This window comes from Pantoea sp. 22096, assembly GCF_052045955.1.
GTDB lineage: Bacteria > Pseudomonadota > Gammaproteobacteria > Enterobacterales > Enterobacteriaceae > Pantoea > Pantoea alfalfae.
The window spans coordinates 116,339-131,324 of the sequence record NZ_JBQEPW010000006.1; the positions used below are offsets into that span (position 1 = coordinate 116,339).

At 56.7% G+C, this 14,986-nt stretch carries 16 protein-coding genes; 7 read left to right on the plus strand and 9 right to left on the minus strand.

What is annotated here, in order from left to right:
- Nucleotides 1-90: 90 nt before the first annotated feature.
- The gene (locus tag ACTJKZ_RS17835; RefSeq protein ID WP_013359345.1) at nucleotides 91-1,203 is read right to left on the minus strand and encodes a branched-chain amino acid ABC transporter substrate-binding protein; all 1,113 of its coding nucleotides are present in this window, start codon (nucleotides 1,201-1,203) and stop codon (nucleotides 91-93) included.
- A gap of 395 nt (nucleotides 1,204-1,598) precedes the next feature.
- Here ACTJKZ_RS17835 and panM point away from each other — a divergent pair, with 395 nt between their 5' ends.
- A complete protein-coding gene (gene panM / locus ACTJKZ_RS17840) occupies nucleotides 1,599-1,994 on the plus strand; it encodes an aspartate 1-decarboxylase autocleavage activator PanM (protein WP_013359346.1) in 396 nt (131 codons plus the stop codon).
- A gap of 60 nt (nucleotides 1,995-2,054) precedes the next feature.
- Here the strand turns inward: panM and rpoH are convergent, their stop codons facing one another.
- From rpoH to ftsY, 4 genes are all read right to left on the minus strand, one after another.
- Nucleotides 2,055-2,912 carry an RNA polymerase sigma factor RpoH gene (rpoH, locus tag ACTJKZ_RS17845; RefSeq protein WP_003852201.1) on the minus strand — a complete coding sequence of 286 codons (858 nt, stop codon included), beginning with the start codon at nucleotides 2,910-2,912 and terminating at the stop codon, nucleotides 2,055-2,057.
- A 240-nt stretch (nucleotides 2,913-3,152) separates the two neighbouring features.
- The gene (ftsX, locus tag ACTJKZ_RS17850) at nucleotides 3,153-4,142 is read right to left on the minus strand and encodes a permease-like cell division protein FtsX (protein ID WP_013359347.1); all 990 of its coding nucleotides are present in this window, start codon (nucleotides 4,140-4,142) and stop codon (nucleotides 3,153-3,155) included.
- Nucleotides 4,132-4,800 (minus strand): cell division ATP-binding protein FtsE, encoded by a 669-nt coding sequence (ftsE, locus tag ACTJKZ_RS17855; protein ID WP_440829897.1) that lies wholly within the window; start codon nucleotides 4,798-4,800, stop codon nucleotides 4,132-4,134. Before ftsE ends, ftsX begins: the two co-directional genes overlap by 11 nt.
- A gap of 5 nt (nucleotides 4,801-4,805) precedes the next feature.
- Nucleotides 4,806-6,500 (minus strand): signal recognition particle-docking protein FtsY, encoded by a 1,695-nt coding sequence (ftsY, locus tag ACTJKZ_RS17860; protein ID WP_161735572.1) that lies wholly within the window; start codon nucleotides 6,498-6,500, stop codon nucleotides 4,806-4,808.
- A gap of 231 nt (nucleotides 6,501-6,731) precedes the next feature.
- Here ftsY and rsmD point away from each other — a divergent pair, with 231 nt between their 5' ends.
- A complete protein-coding gene (gene rsmD, locus ACTJKZ_RS17865; RefSeq protein WP_222924888.1) occupies nucleotides 6,732-7,331 on the plus strand; it encodes a 16S rRNA (guanine(966)-N(2))-methyltransferase in 600 nt (199 codons plus the stop codon).
- A complete protein-coding gene (locus tag ACTJKZ_RS17870; RefSeq protein ID WP_003852192.1) occupies nucleotides 7,321-7,593 on the plus strand; it encodes a DUF1145 family protein in 273 nt (90 codons plus the stop codon). Before rsmD ends, ACTJKZ_RS17870 begins: the two co-directional genes overlap by 11 nt.
- A gap of 26 nt (nucleotides 7,594-7,619) precedes the next feature.
- Here the strand turns inward: ACTJKZ_RS17870 and ACTJKZ_RS17875 are convergent, their stop codons facing one another.
- A complete protein-coding gene (locus ACTJKZ_RS17875; protein ID WP_222924887.1) occupies nucleotides 7,620-7,976 on the minus strand; it encodes a DUF2500 domain-containing protein in 357 nt (118 codons plus the stop codon).
- Between the two features lie 144 nt (nucleotides 7,977-8,120).
- Between ACTJKZ_RS17875 and ACTJKZ_RS17880 the strand changes: the two genes are divergently transcribed.
- Together ACTJKZ_RS17880 and ACTJKZ_RS17885 are read left to right on the plus strand one after the other, a co-directional pair.
- On the plus strand, nucleotides 8,121-8,750 hold the full coding sequence (locus tag ACTJKZ_RS17880; RefSeq protein WP_253420318.1) for a lysoplasmalogenase: 630 nt from the start codon (nucleotides 8,121-8,123) through the stop codon (nucleotides 8,748-8,750).
- Between the two features lie 85 nt (nucleotides 8,751-8,835).
- A complete protein-coding gene (locus tag ACTJKZ_RS17885) occupies nucleotides 8,836-11,127 on the plus strand; it encodes a zinc/cadmium/mercury/lead-transporting ATPase (protein ID WP_285087182.1) in 2,292 nt (763 codons plus the stop codon).
- 52 nt (nucleotides 11,128-11,179) lie between these two features.
- Here ACTJKZ_RS17885 and tusA read toward each other — a convergent pair whose 3' ends face one another.
- Nucleotides 11,180-11,431, minus strand: coding sequence for a sulfurtransferase TusA (tusA, locus tag ACTJKZ_RS17890; protein ID WP_161735554.1), 252 nt, complete (start codon nucleotides 11,429-11,431; stop codon nucleotides 11,180-11,182).
- A gap of 204 nt (nucleotides 11,432-11,635) precedes the next feature.
- On the opposite strand from tusA, the gene ACTJKZ_RS17895 reads away from it, so the two are divergent.
- Nucleotides 11,636-12,301 carry a 7-cyano-7-deazaguanine/7-aminomethyl-7-deazaguanine transporter gene (locus ACTJKZ_RS17895; RefSeq protein ID WP_003852182.1) on the plus strand — a complete coding sequence of 222 codons (666 nt, stop codon included), beginning with the start codon at nucleotides 11,636-11,638 and terminating at the stop codon, nucleotides 12,299-12,301.
- A 116-nt stretch (nucleotides 12,302-12,417) separates the two neighbouring features.
- Nucleotides 12,418-12,972: a DcrB family lipoprotein gene (locus ACTJKZ_RS17900; protein ID WP_010253333.1), complete on the plus strand. Its 555-nt coding sequence runs from the start codon at nucleotides 12,418-12,420 to the stop codon at nucleotides 12,970-12,972.
- Nucleotides 12,973-13,021: 49 nt separating this feature from the next.
- Here the strand turns inward: ACTJKZ_RS17900 and iolE are convergent, their stop codons facing one another.
- Both iolE and ACTJKZ_RS17910 read right to left on the minus strand, forming a co-directional pair.
- Nucleotides 13,022-13,918, minus strand: a complete 897-nt coding sequence (gene iolE / locus ACTJKZ_RS17905) for a myo-inosose-2 dehydratase (RefSeq protein WP_161735556.1) — start codon at nucleotides 13,916-13,918, stop codon at nucleotides 13,022-13,024.
- A gap of 47 nt (nucleotides 13,919-13,965) precedes the next feature.
- Nucleotides 13,966-14,976 (minus strand): Gfo/Idh/MocA family oxidoreductase, encoded by a 1,011-nt coding sequence (locus ACTJKZ_RS17910; RefSeq protein WP_440829898.1) that lies wholly within the window; start codon nucleotides 14,974-14,976, stop codon nucleotides 13,966-13,968.
- Nucleotides 14,977-14,986 lie beyond the last annotated feature (10 nt).

Here is a 14,986-nt window from a genome sequence, read left to right on the forward strand (position 1 = left end):
AAACGCCTGGCAGACGAGCACCAGGCGTTCGTGTCGCTGGTCAGGGGAAACCGGTTACCCGGCCTCCCGCTCACCACAAAACAGCCTGGTTTACTTCACAGCCGTCGAGGTGCCATCGGCATGCCATTTGAAGACGCCGAATTCAAAGCCCTTGAGATCGCCCTTCTCATCCCAGTTCAGGTTGCCCATCACGGTTGGCACCGCGGCACCTTCCTTGAGGTTTTTTACGATAGCATCCGGCTCAGCACTCTTGCTGCGCTCCATACCGGTTGCCAGCGACTGCAGAGCGGCATAGGTGGTCCAGACGAACGGGCCGGTCGGATCCAGTTTCTTCGCTTTCAGCGCGTCAACGATCGGTTTGTTAGTTTCGACCTGGTCGTAACGTTTCGGCAGGGTCACCAGCATGCCTTCAGAAGCCGCACCAGCAATGTTCGACAGCGAGGCGTTACCCACACCCTCTGGTCCCATAAACTGGGTTTTCAGGCCAGCAGCACGTGCCTGACGCACGATTTGGCCCATTTCCGGGTAGTAACCGCCGAAATAGACGAAATCGACGTTCTCTTTCTTGAAGCGGGCTACCAGCGTAGAGAAATCTTTATCGCCCGCGGTGATTCCTTCAAACATCACGATATTAGCGCCCTGCTTTTTCAGGCTCTCCTGCACGGAGCGCGCCAGGCCTTCGCCATACTGCTGTTTGTCGTGAACCACTGCGATACGCTGCGGTTTCAGCTCGGTCATCACATATTTCGCGGCGGTCGGCCCCTGATCGGAGTCGAGGCCGGTGGTGCGCATAATCAGTTTATAGCCACGGGAAGTCAGGTCAGGTGCGGTCGCGGCCGGGGTGATCATCAGCACGCCTTCATCTTCATAGATGTCAGACGCCGGCTGGGTGGAGGAAGAGCAGAGGTGGCCGATGACGTAGCGGATGCCATCGTTAATCACCTTGTTCGCGACCGCAACCGCCTGTTTCGGGTCACAGGCGTCATCATATTTCACCGCCACCAGTTTGTTGCCGTTAACGCCGCCTTTGGCGTTAATATCTTCAATCGCCTGCGTTGCACCGGCGAACTGCATGTCGCCGTACTGCGCTACCGGACCTGACATTGCGCCGACAATTGCCACTTTGATATCTTCAGCCAGCGCCGCATGGCTCATCGCCAGTGCTACACATCCCGCCAGTAATGCGCGCCCTTTCATTTTCATCCTGACTACCCCATTTATTTTGTCGTGTATGTTGTGAGTGCTTGCGTTGCCAGATAAAGTCGAAAACTGATTAATGATGAATGAGTTAGCGTACTTTTCTGACATTTATTAGTAATAAGGCTTTATTTTTCAGGTTATTAAACAGGAAGTTTCTTCTGTAAATCAACTGACACATTCAGAATTGACCGGGTTAAACAGCATAATACACTGGATGCAATGGCCGGTTTATGACCACTTTGCCAGCGTGTTATGCTGGATTCTTCGCCCGCTATCCAGGTTTACTCCTGTTATCCTGGCATCCAGGCCATCTTTTGACCTGTTTTATTGATGAAAATGTGGTGGCCCTCTGGTTGTATACTTTCGCTACACTTTCCCCTTTTTTAGAGGTTTTTGTTATGAAGCTCACTATCCAGCGCCTGACCGCGCTGACGCCGCAGGACCGCATCGATCTTGGCAAAGTCTGGCCGGATCTGGAGATGGAAAAACTGGAACAGGGTTTAAGTGAGTCTCATCGTCTTTACGCAGCGCGTTTTAATGACCGTCTGCTGGCAGGTTTGCAGCTGGAAATCTCCGGCATCCATGGCAAGGTTCACCGGCTGGCGGTGCGCGATGTCACCCGGCGACGCGGGGTAGGACAGTATTTGCTGGAGGAGACAATCAGGCAGAATGGTTCAATCGCGGACTGGTGGATTGCCGATGATGGCAGTGACGATCAGCAGGTACGCGCGGCGTTTATGCAGGCGTGTGGCTTCAGGGCGCAGAGTGATGGCTGGATACGGGCGGCAGACTAGCCGGACGCAGAAAACAAAAAGGGCGACATCATCTGTCGCCCCTTAAGGTGTTGAAGTGCGTTACGCTTCAATCGCCATACGCAGTTTCTTCATGGCGTTCTTTTCCAGCTGCCGGACACGTTCGGCGGATACGCCGTACTGATCGGCCAGTTCCTGCAGCGTGGTTTTATTGTCTTCGTCCAGCCAGCGGGCGCGAATGATGTGCTGACTGCGCTCATCCAGACCTTCCATCGCATAGCTCAGCTTGTCAGCCGCATGCGCATCCCAGTTATCCTCTTCGATGCCGTCGGCAAAGTCAGAGGTTTTATCCTGCAGATACAGCACCGGTGCCATCGAACGGCCTTCGCTGCTCTCGTCGTCGGCAGACATATCAAAGGTCATATCCTGCGCGGCCATACGCGATTCCATTTCGCGCACGTCTTTGCTGCTTACGCCCAGCTCGCGCGCAACCATCTCGACTTCGTCCTGATTGAACCAGCCCAGACGCTGCTTGGTTTTACGCAGGTTAAAGAACAGCTTACGCTGTGCTTTGGTGGTCGCGACTTTCACAATACGCCAGTTACGCAGCACGTATTCGTGAATCTCCGCTTTAATCCAGTGCACGGCGAACGAAACCAGACGCACGCCCACTTCAGGGTTGAAGCGACGCACCGCTTTCATCAGGCCGATGTTGCCTTCCTGGACCAGGTCAGCCTGTGGCAGACCATAGCCGGAGTAATTACGAGCGATATGAACTACAAAGCGTAGGTGAGACAGGATCAGCGTCTTTGCTGCTTCCAGATCGCCCTGGTAATGCAGCCGTTCAGCCAACGCTTTTTCCTCTTCAGCCGAGAGCATCGGCCAGGTATTCGCAGCCCGGACGTAAGACTCCAGGTTGCCAAGAGGAGCAATAGCTAAAGTTTGCATTTCTTTGGTCATTCAAACCCTCACAAATTCAGTGGAATTGCCGCACATTTCCCTGCGCAGACGATACATTACGTCAACGTCGCGCGAGATCCGAAAGCAATCTGTGCTACTTAGAGTGATAAAGTTATCCACAAGTTCAATTATAGCAGTGAATATTTTACACACAGATGACAGGAAGGGAAGAGGGGAAAAATCCTCTGCACCCACTATCGGTAGCAGAGGACCATTATAACAAAAAAATGTTGCAGGCGTTTACTGCGGCGTAAATCGACGTAAATGTTGTACCGTTGCCAGCCAGGCTGCCACCCAGCCGATGATGGCCGCAATCAGTAGCAACAGCAGCGCTTCATCCCAGGAGAAACCTTCCAGCGAGAAGGTGGTACCAAATACGGTTGCCACACTGGCGACGACCGACTGCAGACGCAGCACCAGCACTTCTGACAGCAGCAGCGACAGCACCGCACCGCTGAAGCCCAGCAGCGCGCCGCCATAGAGGAACGGACGCAGGATAAAGCCATCGGTGGCACCAATGAGCTTCTGCACGTTAATGGTGTCGCGTCGCGCAAAGATGCTGAGGCGGACACTGTTACCGATCACCAGGAACACCGCCACAATCATCAGCACGCCAATCATGGAGGCAATCTGCCCCACCAACCCGGTCAGTGCCGCCAGCCGCGCAAACCAGCTGTCATCCATTCGCACTTCATCCACGCCCTGCACTTTGCTCACCCGATCGCGCAGGCTCTGCATGGTGTCTGAGTTCTGGAAGTTGAGCTTAGGCGTGATGATGGCTACCGCAGGCAGCGGATTCTGCTCCAGCATATCCATTGCGCCACCAAAGCCCGACCAGTTACGGAACTCATTCAGCGCCTCTTCCCGCGTCAGGTAGTTGACGTTATCTACGCCTTCGACCTGCTTGAGCTGCGCCACTACGTTTTCTGCCGCCGTGTCATCCAGCGTTTTGGAGAGATAAACGGTCAACTGCGGCGCCGGATACCACTGCGTGGCCGCCTGACTGACGTTTTTCCACACCATGTAGCAGACGCTGGGCAGCGTCAGAGAAATGGCGATGACCATCACCGTCAGCAGTGTAGCCAGCGGCTGACGCCACATATCCGAAAGCGTACCGCGCAGCGCATAGCGCCACTGCTCCTGCCAGCCGCCCTTCAGCGCTTTACTCTTCGACTTCGACGGCTGCTTAGCTTTCGGCGCAGCCGGACGTTTAATGCGTTTATTGACCATCGTGGCCTCCGTGCAGACGTCCCTGATTCAGCGTCATCATCCGGTAGTTGCGTCGGGCGATCAGGCCGCTGTCATGCGTCGCCATCAGGACGGTGACGCCGACGCGGTTAAACTCTTCGAACAGGCGCAGAATGTCTTCTGACAGCGCGTCGTCGAGGTTACCGGTCGGTTCATCGGCCAGCAGTACGGCCGGCTTGTTCACCACCGCACGGGCGATGCCCACACGCTGCTGCTCACCGCCCGAAAGCTGAATCGGATAACTTTTCGCTTTGTCGAGCAGGCCTACTTTATCCAGCGCCGCCGAGACGCGACGACGGATATCCTCGCCGCTGGCACCGGAAATAATCAGCGGGATCGCCACATTGTCATAAACCGACCGATCCATCAGCAGGTGGTGATCCTGGAAGATCATGCCAATCTGACGACGCAGGAAAGGCACCTCACTGTTACGCAGGCGGGAAATGTCATGGCCGCTGAACCAGATTCTTCCGGCACTCGGGCGCTCAATGCCACAAATCAGCTTCAGCAAGGTACTTTTACCGGCACCGGAGTGGCCGGTCAGAAACGCCATTTCGCCGGGACGCAGATGGAAATCTACCCCCTGCAGCGCCTGACGTCCGCCGAGATATGCCTTACTGACCTCTTCAAAGCGAATCATCCTAATTAGTCCTCTCGGGCAAACAGTGCCTCAATAAAATCTTCCGCCTTAAACGGCCGTAAATCTTCAATGCCTTCACCGACGCCGATGTAGCGAATCGGAATACCGAACTGATCGGCCACCGAGAAGATCACGCCGCCTTTGGCGGTGCCATCCAGCTTGGTAAGCGCAATCCCGGTCAGGCCGACGGCTTCATTAAACAGTCGGGCCTGGCTGACCGCATTCTGTCCGGTGCTGGCATCCAGCGTCAGCATCACTTCGTGAGGTGCGGAATCATCCAGCTTTTTCATCACGCGGGTGATTTTTTTCAGCTCTTCCATCAGGTGCGATTTGTTCTGCAGACGACCCGCCGTATCGGCAATCAGCACGTCAACGCCGCGTGATTTCGCGGCCTGAATGGCATCGAAAATCACCGAAGCGGAATCTGCGCCGGTGTGCTGCGCAATGACCGGAATGTTATTGCGCTGGCCCCACACCTGCAGTTGCTCAACCGCTGCGGCGCGGAAGGTATCACCGGCCGCTAACATCACGGACTTGCCCTCGGCCTGATACTGGCGTGCCAGCTTACCGATGGTGGTGGTTTTACCCACGCCATTGACGCCCACCATCAGGATGACAAATGGCGTTTTACCTGAGACATCCAGTGGCGCATCCACTTTCGCCAGAATCGAGGCCATCTCTGCTTTCAGCAGGCTGTAGAGCGCTTCCGCGTCACGCAACTGCTTGCGGTTTGCCTGCTGGGTCAGGTTGGTGATGATGCGACGCGTGGTATCCACGCCCACATCCGCAATCAGCAACTGCTCTTCCAGCTCGTCAAACAGGTCATCATCAATCTTTTTGCCACGGAACAGGCTGATAAAACCGGAACCGAGGTTCTGACGGGTTTTGACCAGGCTGCGCTTCAGGCGGGAGAAGAAGCCCTCTTTGCTGGGACGCTCCTGCTCCTGCACGATGAGCGGCGCGGCGGCCAGCGGCAGATCGCTGACGGTATCGGATAGCGACTCAGTCGGTTCCTGGTCCGTGACATCGGCGTCATCCAGTGCCAGTGCAGTCAGCTCTTCCTCAGTCAGCGGCGCGTCTGCTTCGCTATCCTGCGTTTCAGCGCTCGCGGCGTCATCCAGCACCTGTGGCCTGGGCACTTCGTCGTTTAACTGTGCTTCACTGTGCGGGGTTTCGACGATCTCTGCATCGCCCAGCGCCAGCGCCGTCAGCTCTTCTTCGCTTAACGGCGCGTCGGTTTCGCTGTGCGGGATGTCAACGATTTCTGCGTCGCCGAGCGCCAGTGCCGTCAGCTCTTCTTCGCTTAACGGCGCGTCTGCGGGTTCCGCGTCAGCGATCGGCGTGACCACGTCGTCGGCGTCTATGACCGGCGTCGCATCATGTTCAGGTGCGGCAACCTCCAGCAGCGCTTCAGGGTCGGCCTCAATCGGCTCAGCCTCATCCAGCACCGCAGGTGCTGATTCATGCGGCGCTGCCGCAGTGACTTCCGCCTCACGCTGCTGCCCGGCCACCGTTTCGGTGATGACGACAGTCTCTTCCGCTTGTGCTTCAGCCTGGCTTAATGCCGGGGCTTCCTGTTCTGTCTGCTGCTGTGCGGGTTCAGCGACCTCTGGTGTCTGCTCCTCCGCTACAGGTTGTTTCTCTTCCTCTTTGCCAAATCCCAGCCAGGAAAAAAAGCCACGTTTTTTCTCTTTTGCCATTGTGTGACGACACTCCTCGATGGCTTTGTCCCGGTCGCGCGTGGTTTCCAGGGGTAAATCAATGAAATTGGTCAGCGCCAGACCGGCGTAAACCGCAGAATAATGCATGACTTCAGCAACTCAGTAGTCTAACACTTTCCAGCCAGCTCACCACAGCACCCTTTTTTAACGTTTCTTCTCACCGATTCGCCCGTTAAACTACGCAACAAATTATGACGAGTTGTGAGCAAGATGAATAAAAACCCCCGCAGTACAGGCGGTGCCGGGCAGATTCGCATCATTGGCGGCCAGTGGCGCGGACGCAAACTGCCGGTGCCGGACAGCGCCGGACTGCGCCCCACGACCGATCGGGTTCGCGAGACGCTGTTTAACTGGCTGGCCCCGGTGCTGCCAGAAGCGCGCTGCCTCGACTGCTTTGCCGGTAGCGGCGCATTAGGACTGGAAGCGCTGTCGCGTTACGCGGGATCGGCGACGCTGCTGGAGCTGGAACGTCCGGTAGCACAGCAGTTATCAAAAAATCTGCAGACGCTGCGCGCCACGAATGGCACCGTGGTTCAGACCAATGCGCTAAACTGGCTGGCACAGGCGGGTACACCCTTTGATGTGGTGTTTATTGATCCGCCGTTTCGTCAGGGATTGCTGGAACAGACGTTACAGTTGCTGGAGCAGAATCACTGGCTGGCCGACCAGGCGCTGATTTACGTCGAAAGTGAAGTGGAAAATGGCGCACCGCCGGTGCCGCCAGAGTGGGATCTTTATCGCGAGAAAATAGCCGGACAAGTGGCTTATCGTTTGTATCAACGTCAACAGGAGACGCAGGATGTTACTTAATTTGGGGCGTCTGTTGATGCTATGCGTGTGGGGATTTTTACTGGCTAATCTGGTCCATCCCTACCCGAAGCCACTGACTTATTTTATCAACGTTGCACTGATTTTCATGATCCTGATGCATGGTCTGCAGCTGGTGTTACTGCGCACCACGCAGACCAAAGATGCGCCGCCGATTGACCGCGTCACCCAGGCCAAAGTGTTTCTGTTCGGGGTATTCGAACTGGTCGCCTGGCAGAAGAAAAACTTCCCACGTAAGAAATAAACCCGGGCGGGCGCAATGCCCGCCTGTTACTGCCGGGGTGTGAAGCTGATAAAGCGCGTGCCCTGCATCTTCAGCTCGCCTTTGGCACCCTTGTCCAGCTGATGATATTCCGCCTCTTTAAGCTGCACTTTGATGTCGCTGGCACCGTTCAGCGGGTGAAGCAGCACCTCGTAGCGCATCTCTTCCCCGGCGATAACTTCCCGCTGCCGTGAACGGCGATTGGGTGCAGGAAATTCACGTTTGGTTTTGACCTCAACCTGCAGAGAACGCTCGGGTGAAGCGTCATTCACCGCCACTTCCCGGCGTTGCTTAATGAACTGACGGGTCGCCAGCACGGCGATAATCGCCAGAACGATAATAAAGATTAGCGGCGGTTTGCTCATAGCGATCTGGTGCCTGCAGAATGATTAATCAGGCGGCAAAGCATACAACCAGAGTTGCCTGATTGTCACATCTCAGAGGCTTAACCTAAACTGGAAAGGATATTTTGGGATCTTTCACCATTTTGAATAAAAAAGGGAGAAACAATGCTCTGGTCTTTCCTCGCTGTACTTTTCTCCGGCTGGCTCTATGTCGACGCCACCTATCGCGGCCCGCAATGGCAACGCTGGTTATTTAAACCGGTCACGCTGCTGCTGCTTGTCGGGCTGGCCTGGCAGGCACCTGTGCTGCAGACTACGGACTACCTGATTCTGGCCGGTCTGGTCGCGACGCTGGTCGGTGATGCGTTAACGCTGCTGCCGCGTCAGCAGATGCTCTATGCCGTCGGGGCTTTCTTCCTGTCGCACCTGCTTTATACCCTCTGCTTCGCCGCCAGCATGACCATGACCTTCTTCTGGCCGATCCCGCTAACGCTGCTCATCATCGGTGCCGCTCTGATTGGCGTCATCTGGAGCCGACTGGAAGATCTGCGCTGGCCTGTCTGCACCTTTATCGGCATGACGCTGGTAATGACCTGGATAGCGACCGAGCAGTACTTCTTCCGCCCGACCGATTACAGCTTCTCGATCATGGTGGGTGCCGGTCTGCTGCTGCTGGCAAACGCCGTCTGGTTTATCTCACACTATCGTCGCCGCTTTACCGCCGACAGCGCGATTGTTGCCGCCTGCTACTTCGCCGGTCACTTTATGATCGTGCGCTCGTTGTGGGTCGTCTGAGAAAATAGCCTTGACTCTGGAGTTCACTCCAGAGTGTAGGATAGCGGGATGGGCAGCGTTGCTCATCCCATTATCCGGAGGTCATATGCATCAACATCACGCCTGTGGCTGCGGCAAACCCCGTGCCAGTCACGCCGCAGCAAAACCGCTGTGCCAGGTTCGCCAGGCTCGCCCCCTCTCCCTTTCTATTCACGCCGCGACGCCTGTACCTGCGGAGACGGCAGGCTGTTGCTGTGACTGCAACAGCAGCCCTGGCAACGACACCGACCCCGCTGAGGAAAGCGACCGGCGAGGTGCCGACAGTTATCCCTTTAGCTGGCAGGTCAGCGGGATGGATTGCCCGTCGTGTGCCCGCACTATTGAAACCGCTGTCCGTCAGATAAGTGGTGTGACCGACGCCCGTGTGCTGTTCAGCAGCGAGAAGCTGGTGGTTAACGCTGACCACGATGTACTGAACGCCGTTGAACAGGCGGTGAAAAAAGCCGGCTTCCAGCTCGCAACCCCATCAGCCACGTCGGCCACATTCCCCGCTAAGCCCGACTGGCAACATAACCGCATGCTGATTTTACTGGCACTGCTGGTGATCGCCAGCAGCGTTCTCAGCCAGTTCGCACCCGTCTGGGGCGATCGGCTGTTTGTGCTGACCACCCTGGTCGGCCTGATCCCGGTGGCGCGCGGTGCCTGGCAGCGTCTGCGCAGCGGATCGCCTTTTACCATTGAAACCTTAATGACCCTGGCGTCGGCTGGCGCACTGATCATTGGCGCGCACGCCGAAGCCGCGATGGTGCTGATGCTGTTTCAGCTGGGCGAAAAGCTGGAAAGCTATGCCGCCTCCAGGGCACGCAGCGGCGTCACCAGTCTGATGGCGTTGCGGCCTGAATCGGCGATTCGTCTGGAACAGGGCAAACGCAGTGAAGTGCCGCTGGCGGCGCTGCAACCGGGTGATGTGATTGAAGTCGCGGCGGGCAGCCGCCTGCCGGTCGATGGCTGTTTAATCAGCCCGCTCGCCAGTTTCGATGAGAGCGCGCTGACCGGTGAGTCGCTGCCGGTGACGCACACCAAGGGTGAAAAAATCCTTGCCGGTGCCACCAGCGTGGATCGGCTGGTGATGCTGGAAGTGGTATCGAAGCCGGGTGAAAGCGCGATTGACCGTATCCTGCAACTGATCGAGGAAGCGGAAACGCACCGTGCGCCGGTCGAACGCTTTATCGACCAGTTCAGCCGCATCTACACGCCGCTGGTGATGCTGCTGTCGCTGCTGGTCATGATGGTGCCGCCCCTGCTCTTCGCAGGCGACTGGCAGCCGTGGATCTATAAAGGGCTGACCCTGTTACTGATTGGCTGCCCCTGTGCACTGGTGATCTCAGTGCCAGCAGCCATTACCTCGGGGCTGGCTGCGGCGGCGCGTCAGGGCGCACTGATCAAAGGCGGTGCGGCGCTGGAGCGGCTGAGTTCGGTGCGCAGAATGGCGTTTGATAAAACCGGTACACTGACGCTGGGCAAGCCACAGCTGACGCAGATCCTGCGCTTTGGTACGGCCAGCGAGTCAGAGATGCTGGCGCTGAGCGCCGCTGCGGAACAGGGTGCCACCCATCCACTGGCCAGCGCTATCGTGGCGGCCGCGCAGGCGCGTAACCTGGTGATTCCTGACGCGCAGGATCAGCAGGTGCAGGCGGGACGCGGCATCCGTGCGCAGGTCTCAGGCCAGCAGATTCAGCTGCTGACGCCCAGCCATACGCCCGGTCTGACGCCGCAGCAAAATGCGCAGATAGCGCAACAGGAAGCCGAAGGTGAAACGCTGGTGGTGCTGATGCGCAATGGCGAAGCACTGGGTGCGCTGGCTCTGCGCGATCAGCTGCGCGACGACGCCGCCGATGCGTTAAAAGCGCTGAAAAAGCTGGGTATTGAGAGCCTGATGCTGACCGGTGATAACCCGCGCGCTGCGGCGACCATTGCCCGCCAGCTGGATATTGATTATCGCGCCAGCCTGCTGCCCGCCGATAAAGTCGCGGCGATCCGTGAACTGAGTCAGCAACAGCCGCTGGCGATGGTCGGGGATGGCATTAACGACGCGCCAGCAATGAAAGCGGCAACGCTGGGCATTGCGATGGGCAGCGGCACCGATGTCGCGCTGGAAGCGGCCGATGCGGCCCTGACGCGTAATCAGCTCAGCAATCTGGTGCCGATGATAGCACTGGCACGCCGGACACGGCGCATCATCCGCCAGAATGTCGGTATTGCGCTGGGGCTGAAGGCGATTTTCCTGATCACTACCCTGCTGGGTCTGACCGGACTCTGGCTGGCCGTGCTGGCAGATTCCGGGGCGACCGCGCTGGTCACGGCCAACGCGCTGCGGTTACTGCGACGTCGCGCCTGAGTAAAAAGCGCTGTCTGAAGAGTGCGGTTAACGGCGGCCTGAACGGCTGCTGTTAACCGGCTATACCTTTGCGGATCAGAAACTGATAGGGCAGCGTGTCGGTCTGCTGCGCCAGCAGGCCATGTTCCATAAAGCGGCAGAAGCCGGGAATATCGCGGGTCGTTGCCGGATCATCGGCGATGATCAGTAACGTCTCGCCATCCTGCAGGCTGCGTACGGTTTTGCGCACCATCATCACCGGCTCCGGGCAACGCAGGCCACGGGCGTCCAGCTGATGGTCGGCAGAGGAAAAGGCATCGCTCATAATCAACTCGGTTCAGGTAAGGGGCGCTCATTCTAGCGCGTGCTGGCGGTGAAGCAAGGCGATAACGATTGCGTTAAAATTAACCATTGCATAAAAAGCACAACGCGGTAATATGCCGCCGCTTTTTGCTCATAAAACTGCCAGGCGCTGCCCGAACGGCGTCCCGCAATGGGTTCCCTCACCCCAACATTAAAAAGGTTGAATATGCTCGCATTTTCTTCACGTCAGCGCATGCATGCGCTTTTCTGGCTATCGCTGTTTCACCTGCTGGTGATCACCTCCAGTAACTACCTGGTTCAGTTGCCGATCTCCGTCTTTGGCTTCCACACCACCTGGGGCGCGTTCAGCTTCCCGTTTATCTTCCTTGCGACCGATCTCACCGTGCGTATTTTTGGCGCACCGCTGGCCCGACGCATTATTCTGGCCGTAATGATCCCGGCGCTGTTTATCTCTTATGGCGTCTCGGCGCTGTTCTATCAGGGTGAATGGCAGGGCTGGCAGGCGCTGGAAGTGATGAACCTGTTTGTGGCCCGTATCGCCTGCGCCAGCTTTATGGCTTATGCACTGGGTCAGATCCTCGACGTTCATGTCTTTAACCGTCTGCGTCGTCTGCCTCAGTGGTGGATAGCACCCGGCTGCGCCATGTTCCTGGGGAATATCAGCGATACGCTGGCCTTCTTCTTTATCGCCTTCTATAAAAGCCCCGATGCGTTTATGGCGCAGCACTGGGTTGAGATTGCTCTGGTAGATTACAGCTTCAAGGTGCTGATCTGCATGGTCTTCTTCCTGCCCGCCTACGGCGTACTGCTCAATGCCGCGCTGAAACGTCTGGCTGAACGCCAGACCGCCCGCCAGGTCAATTTCGGCTAAGTGCCCATACGGTTTCCACTCCTATCCGCTAAGATCTTCTGACAATCATCAGGTTGCGTTTGCAACCTGATTCCTGTTGTATTAATGCCTGACTGGAAACTTAAAAAGGGATTCTGATGCGCAACCTGGTGAAATATGTAGGAATGGGTTTACTGGTACTTGGCCTGGCGGCCTGTGACCAGAAGAAAGATGAAGCGGCGAACGACAACGGCGTCAGCGCCAGTCAGTCGGCGCAGACCGTCACGCTGATGGATGGCAAACTGAGCTTCTCGCTGCCACCAGGCATGTCCGATAAAAGCGGTAAACTGGGTTCGCAGACTACGAACATGCACGTTTATGCGGATGAAACCGGTGCCCGCGCCATTATTGTGATCGCCGGTGACCCGACCAATGATGGTCTGGATGTGCTGTCGCAGCGCATGGAACAGCAGCAGCGTAACCGCGATCCACAGTTGCAGGTGGTGTCGAACAAATCTGTGACGCTGAAAGATCAGCCCGCCCAGCAGCTGGATACGGTGATTTCTGCTAACAACCAGACCTCATGGTCTTCCGTGGTTCTGGCAAAAGTGGATGGCAAGCTGGTGACACTGCAGATTACGCTGCCAGGCGATAATCAGCAGCAGGCACAGAGCGATGCTGACAACATTGTGAAAAGCATTACGCTGAAGTAAAACAAAAGGCGGGCTTCCCACCGGGAAGCACGCCTTTGTTCACAGAACTTTATAAGCCTGTATTTTCCCGGATATATTTCCGCGCTTTCACCGCATACTCAAACGGATTGGCCAGCGCCGGATCCTGCTCCGCTTCCACCACCATCCAGCCTTTGTAGCCGTAATCGTCCAGGATTTTAAACACGGGTTTGAAGTCGATCACGCCATCGCCAGGTACGGTAAAGGTGCCCTTTTTGACGCCCTCCAGGAATGAGAGATGGTTCTCGCGCACCTCAGCCACCACTTCATCACGCACATCCTTAAGATGAACATGGAAGATGCGCGGCAGATATTTTTCCAGTACCGCCAGCATCTTCTGCTGGGAGCCTTCGGAGTAGTAGACGTGGCCGGTGTCATAGAGTAAACCAACCTGCTCGTCAGTCATCGTCATAAACCGGTCAATCTCTTCAGTGGTCTGAATGCCGGTGCCCATGTGGTGATGCAGCGTCACGCGCATCCCCTTGTCCGCTGCGATGCGGGCCAGTTCGTTGTAGCCCTCTGCCGTTAACCGCCACTCTTCATCGCTGAAAATCGCTTTCTCTTCAAACACCGCAAGCCCGGTGCCCTGAATACTTTTACTCTGCTCAGAACAGCCAATCACCCGCGCGCCCATCGCATGCAGGAAGTTCATGTGCTCGATGAACTGTTCGATGGTTTTCTCTTTATCGCCGTTGGCAAAAAAGGTGCTGAACCAGGCATTGCAGATTTCGATGCCGCGAATATCGAGCATCGGTTTCAGAATCGCCGGATCCCGCGGGTATTTGCTGCCCACTTCGCTACCGGTAAAGCCCGCCAGCGCCATCTCACTGACGGTCTGCTGAAAGGTGTTTTCACTGCCGAGATCCGGCATGTCATCGTTGGTCCAGCCGATCGGCGCGATCGCCAGTTTTACATTCTCTTTGTTCATCTTCTCATTCCCAGGCGGAGAGCGGCCAGGCCGCATAGACAGCTGAATCAGTTATAGAAAGCGGGACGCGGTGGCATCTCTACCGTCTCGATCGCACCACTGTTCTGCGCTTTGATGCAGGCATCGGCGGCCACCGAGGCAGCAAAGCCATCCCAGGCAGAAGGACCAGTAAGCTGGCCCGCGTTGATATCGTTGATAAACGCCTGCAGCTCAACGTCATACGCCTCGATAAAGCGATCTTTCCAGTCCACCAGAATGGTGTTCGACAGGCGGGCATCTTTGCGCAGCTGCACCGAAGAAGGCTCTGGCAGGCGGGCAATGCCCTCTTCACCGACCACTTCACACTGAATGTCATAGCCGTAAGCGCAGTTAACGAAGATCTCGACGTCAATGCGGACCCCTTTGTGAGTTTCGAACAGGACGATCTGCGGGTCTTTCAGCTGACCATGAGACTTTGACGTCACGCGCGGGAAGATCACCTGCACCGTTTTATAGTCGTCACTGGTCAGCCAGCGCAGCACATCCAGCTCGTGGATCAGGGTATTCGTAATCGCCATCGGCGTGGTGTAGTTTTCTGGCACGGTCGGGTTGCGGTGCGCGCAGTGCAGCATCAGCGGTTCACCGATATCGCCATCGGTGATCACTTTTTTCAGGGCGCGATAGCCTGCATCGTAAGGGCGCATAAAGCCAACCTGCACCAGGCGTTTACCCGCCTGAATCTCTGCATCCACTACCCGGCGGCAGCCCTCGGCGCTCATCGCCAGCGGCTTCTCACAGAAGACCGGTTTACCGGCGGCAATTGCCGCTAAGGTGAACTCTTCGTGGGTCGGATCCCATGAGGTGACCAGCACCGCATCGACGTTGGATGACTGAATCACATCATGACCATTTTCAAACACCTCCGCCTCTATGTTCAGGCGTTGCAGTGCAGCCCGCGCGCCGTCAACATTGATGTCAGAGACGGCAACCACCTGAGCCCCCTGCAGCACATGGCTGCAGCGGCGAATATGTTCCTGACCAATTGCACCTGTACCGATGACGCCAAGTTTCAAAGTCATAATTACACCT